Source organism: Streptomyces sp. NPDC000880, assembly GCF_053599675.1.
In genome coordinates this window covers 1-4,904 of record NZ_JBSFMS010000217.1, presented here as the reverse complement: position 1 = coordinate 4,904, position 4,904 = coordinate 1, and the positions used below count along the sequence as shown (strand labels likewise).

Below are 4,904 nucleotides of genomic sequence, written 5' to 3'. Positions count from 1 at the left end.
GGGCCTCACCGTTCTGTCCTCAATCGCCGGACGGGCTTGAAAAATCAAGCCCGTCCGGCGTTTGAGGACCGGGGTCCGGGGCGGAGCCCCGGTTACTTGGCGGGTGCCGCGCACTCCGCGCATGTGCCGAAGATCTCGACCGTGTGCGCCACACTCACATAACCGTGCTGCGCCGCGATTGTCTCCGCCCACTGCTCCACCGCCGGCCCCTCGACCTCGACCGCCTTGCCGCACACCCGGCACACCAGGTGGTGGTGATGGTCGTCCGTCGAGCAGCGCCGGTAGACGGACTCGCCGTCGGACGTGCGCAGCACATCCACCTCGCCCGCGTCCGCGAGCGACTGCAACGTGCGGTAGACCGTGGTCAGCCCGACCGAGTCGCCGCGGTGCTTGAGCATGTCGTGCAGTTCCTGTGCGCTGCGGAACTCATCCACCTCGTCGAGCGCCGCAGCCACCGCGGCACGCTGCCGGGTCGACCGGCCTCGTACCGGGGCGGTGTTCCCGCCGATTGGCGCCGTGGTCACAGGTGCCTCCTCGCTTTGCCCGCACGCATGTCGGGCCATTCTGTCAGGCCCGAGGGTCAGACCCTGACCTCGTCACTCGGCCTTCGCGTGCCCGGCACCTCCATGGTGCACTCGGCCTCGCTCGCCTCCAAAGCTCGCGCACGCCGCCTCGCCAGGGGCGTCGCCAGCGCGGTCAGCGTCAGGAAGATCGCTAGGGCCAGCAGGACGATCGTCGCGCCCGGCGGCACGTCCTGGTAGTACGAGGTGGCGGTTCCGGCCAGCGTCACGACGATGCCGATCCCCACCGCCACCGTGAACGTCGTCCTGAAGGACCGCGAAATCTGCTGGGCCGCGGCCACGGGCACCACCATCAGCGCGCTGACCAGCAGCAGCCCCACCACCCGCATCGCCACACTGACGGTGACCGCCGCAGTCACGGCGATCAGCAGATTCAGCGTACGCACCGGCAGACCGGTCACCCGCGCGAACTCCTCGTCCTGGCTGACCGCGAACAGCTGCCTGCGCAACCCCAGCGAGACCAGCACCACAAAGGCGGCGAGCAGCGCGATCGCGGTGAGGTCCCCGTCGGAGACCGTGGACAGCGAGCCGAACAGGAACGAGCCCAGATTCGCGGTGGACCCGGCGTCGGAGATGTTGATCAGCATGACACCGCCCGCCATGCCGCCGTAGAAGAGCATCGCCAGCGCGAGGTCGCCACGGAGGTGTCCGTACGCCCGGATCAGCTCCATCGCGATCGCGCCGACGACCGAGACGAGCGTCGCCATCCACACCGGGTTGGTCGACAGCAGAAAGCCGAGGCCGACGCCGGTCAGCGCGACATGGCCGATGCCGTCGCCCATCAGCGGCTGCCGACGCTGCACCAGATAGATGCCTACGGCCGGCGCGGTGATGCCGACCAGCACGGCCGCGATGAGCGCCCGCTGCATAAAGGCCGTTTGGAGGATTTCCATGATCAGGTCAGCAGTCCCGTGCGGAGCGGCTCGTCGGCCGCATGCGGATGTACGTGGTCGTGGCCGGGCAGCGCGTGCTGGCCCACAGCCTGGGGTGGCGGGCCGTCATGCACCACACAGCCGTCGCGGAGCACCACCGCGCGGTCGATCAAGGGCTCCAGCGGGCCCAGCTCGTGCAGTACAAGCAGTACGGTCGTCCCGGCCGCGACCTGGTCGCGCAGCGTGCCGGCCAGGATCTCCTGGCTGACCAGGTCCACGCCCGCCATCGGCTCGTCCATGATCAGCAGTTCCGGGTCGGAGGCCAGCGCACGAGCGATCAGCACCCGCTGGTGCTGGCCGCCGGAGAGGGCGTCCACCGAGTCCTTGGCGCGGTCGGCGAGCCCCACGAGCTCCAGGGCGCGCTGCACGGCCGCCCGGTCGGACTTCGACAGCCGGCCCAGCCTCGTACGCGACAGACGCCCCGAGGAGACGACCTCACGCACCGTCGCGGGCACACCGCTCGACGCGGTGGTGCGCTGCGGTACGTAACCGATGCGCGACCACTCGCGAAAGCGCCGCAGGTCCGTGCCGAACAGGGCGATCTCGCCGCCGGTGAGCGGTACCTGGCCGATCAGGGAGCGCACGGCGGTGGACTTGCCCGAGCCATTGGCCCCGAGCAGCGCGACGACCTCACCGCGCCGGACGGTGAGGTCGATGCCGCGCAGCACGGGCCGCGAGCCGAGCGTGGCCTGAGCCCCGCGGATGGATATGACGGGCTCCATGGCCATGTCGTGCGCCTCCGATGCTGCCTTGCGTGCCGTGCGGGTCACTTCGCGCCGAGAGCCTTCTGCAGCGCGGCGAGGTTGGACTCCATGACCTCGATGTAGTTATCGCCCTTGGACTTGTCCGTGATTCCCTCGAGCGGGTCGAGGACGTCCGTTTTCAGGCCGCCGTCCTGGGCGAGGGTCTTGGCGGTCTTGTCGCTGGCGAGCGTCTCGAAGAAGACCGTGCCGACCTTGTCCTTCTTGGCGATGTCCTGCAGTTCTTTGATACGGGCCGGGCTGGGCTCGGACTCGGGGTCGAGGCCGGCGATGCCCTCCTGGGTCAGGCCGTACCGCTCGGCGAGGTAGCCGAAGGCGGAGTGGGTGGTGATGAAGGTCTTGGTGGCGGTGGTCTTCAGACCCTGCTGGAACTTGGCATTCAGCCCGTCCAGCGTCTTGACCAGCGCGTCGGCGTTCTTCTTGTAGTCCGCGGCGTGGTCCGGGTCGGCCTTCCCCATGGAGTTGCCGACGGCCTTGGCGACCTCGGAGTACTTCACGGGGTCGAGCCAGATGTGCGGATCGGCGCCGGCCTCGCTCTCGGCCTCGTGGCCGGGCTCCTCGTGGCTGTGTCCGACCTCGGTGCCGTGGTGCTCGAGCGTGGTGAGGGTGGCGGCGTCGACCTTGTTCTTCGCCTCGGACTGGGCGATGGCCTTGTCGACGGCGGGCTGGAGGCCCTTGAGGTAGAGGATGAAACCGGCTGCATTCAGCTCGGCGGTCTGGCGGGGCTTGAGCTCCAGATCGTGCGGCTCGACGCCCGGCTCGGTGAGAGTGGAGACGGAGACGTGGGAGCCGCCGATCTGCTCTGCGAGATACTGCATGGGGTAGAACGACGCCACCACCTTCAGCTTGTCGCCGTTCTTGCCGCCGTCGGCGGCATTGGAGCTCGAGCAGGCGGAAACGGCCATGAGGCCGAGAGCGACGGCTCCGGCAGCGGCGGTGGTGGGTATGAGGCGGCGTACGTTCATGACAGTCATTTTCAACAAAACTGGAAACGATTGTCAACAAAGCTGCCGAGCCGTGCTGCCCCCCGAACCGATTTGATCCAGGGGGTGCGGCCGCCGGTAACCTGAAGCATTCGCCGTTCGTCGTCGTCGTAATGAAGAGAGCACCGTGGCCGCCGACAAGATCGACACCATTGTCAACCTGAGCAAGCGCCGTGGCTTCGTCTACCCGTGCAGCGAGATCTACGGCGGTCAGCGTGCCGCCTGGGACTACGGGCCGCTGGGTGTCGAGCTGAAGGAGAACATCAAGCGCCAGTGGTGGCGTTACATGGTCACCTCGCGCGAGGACGTCGTCGGTATCGACTCGTCGGTGATCCTTGCCACCGAGGTCTGGGAGGCGTCGGGCCACGTCTCAACCTTTACCGACCCGCTCACGGAGTGCACCTCCTGCCACAAGCGCTTCCGCGCCGACCACCTGGAAGAGGCGTACGAGGAGAAGCACGGCAAGGCCCCCGAGCACGGCCTCGCCGACCTGAATTGCCCCAACTGCGGCAACAAGGGCACCTTTACCGAGCCCAAGCAGTTCTCCGGCCTGCTCGCCACCCACCTCGGCCCCACCCAGGACTCCGGCTCCATCGCCTACCTGCGCCCCGAGACCGCCCAGGGCATTTTCACCAACTTCGGCCAGGTCCAGCAGACTTCCCGCAAGAAGCCGCCGTTCGGCATCGCCCAGATGGGCAAGTCGTTCCGGAACGAGATCACGCCCGGCAACTTCATTTTCCGCACCCGTGAGTTCGAGCAGATGGAGATGGAGTTCTTCGTCAAGCCCGGCGAGGACGAGCAGTGGCAGGAATACTGGATGGAGCAGCGCTGGAACTGGTACCGCGACCTTGGTCTCCGTGAGGAGAACATGCGCTGGTACGAGCACCCGGCCGAGAAGCTCTCCCACTACTCCAAGCGCACCGCCGACATCGAGTACCGCTACCAGCTCGGCGGCAACGAGTGGGGCGAGATGGAGGGCGTCGCCAACCGCACCGACTACGACCTCTCCGCGCACTCCAAGGCGTCCGGCCATGACCTGTCGTACTTCGACCAGGAAGCCGGCGAGCGCTGGACCCCGTACGTCATCGAGCCCGCCGCCGGTGTCGGCCGCGCCATGCTCGCCTTCCTCCTCGACGCGTACAACGAGGACGAGGCCCCCAACGCCAAGGGCGTCCTGGAGAAGCGCACCGTGATGCGTCTCGACCCGCGCCTCGCGCCCGTCAAGGTCGCCGTGCTGCCGCTGTCCCGCAACCCGCAGCTCTCGCCGAAGGCCAAGGGCCTGGCGACCGACCTGCGCAAGAACTGGAACATCGAGTTCGACGACGCCGGTGCCATCGGCCGCCGCTACCGCCGCCAGGACGAGATCGGCACGCCGTTCTGCGTCACGGTCGACTTCGACACCCTCGACGACAACGCCGTGACCGTGCGCGAGCGCGACACCATGAAGCAGGAGCGCGTCTCCCTGGACCAGATCCAGGGCTACCTCGGCAGCCGCCTGCTCGGCTGCTGACGCCCGCGGACCTCTGCGGAGGTCTGCGGAGGTCTGCGGAGGTCTGCGGAGGTCTCGGATGTACGAAAGGCCGGCCGGGCCACAGATCGGAAGAGCGGCGTGGAGGGGAAGAGTGTTACCTGAGATGTGAAGATCAA

General features: G+C 67.8%; 5 protein-coding genes. 1 reads left to right on the top strand and 4 read right to left on the bottom strand.

Annotated elements, in window-relative coordinates; translation table 11 throughout:
* Positions 1–92: 92 nt before the first annotated feature.
* Genes ACWDO5_RS35150 through ACWDO5_RS35135 form a run of 4 tightly spaced genes read right to left on the bottom strand, consistent with a single transcriptional unit; the run spans position 93 to position 3,239 of the window.
* The gene (locus ACWDO5_RS35150) at positions 93–524 is read right to left on the bottom strand and encodes a Fur family transcriptional regulator (protein WP_450534594.1); all 432 of its coding nucleotides are present in this window, start codon (positions 522–524) and stop codon (positions 93–95) included.
* Positions 525–580: 56 nt separating this feature from the next.
* Entirely contained in the window at positions 581–1,474 is an 894-nt protein-coding gene (locus ACWDO5_RS35145; protein ID WP_450534593.1) for a metal ABC transporter permease, read from the bottom strand.
* A 2-nt stretch (positions 1,475–1,476) separates the two neighbouring features.
* Positions 1,477–2,241, bottom strand: a complete 765-nt coding sequence (locus ACWDO5_RS35140) for a metal ABC transporter ATP-binding protein (RefSeq protein ID WP_450534595.1) — start codon at positions 2,239–2,241, stop codon at positions 1,477–1,479.
* A gap of 38 nt (positions 2,242–2,279) precedes the next feature.
* Positions 2,280–3,239: a metal ABC transporter substrate-binding protein gene (locus ACWDO5_RS35135; RefSeq protein ID WP_450534592.1), complete on the bottom strand. Its 960-nt coding sequence runs from the start codon at positions 3,237–3,239 to the stop codon at positions 2,280–2,282.
* A 145-nt stretch (positions 3,240–3,384) separates the two neighbouring features.
* On the opposite strand from ACWDO5_RS35135, the gene ACWDO5_RS35130 reads away from it, so the two are divergent.
* The gene (locus ACWDO5_RS35130; RefSeq protein WP_450534591.1) at positions 3,385–4,767 is read left to right on the top strand and encodes a glycine--tRNA ligase; all 1,383 of its coding nucleotides are present in this window, start codon (positions 3,385–3,387) and stop codon (positions 4,765–4,767) included.
* Positions 4,768–4,904: the final 137 nt, after the last annotated feature.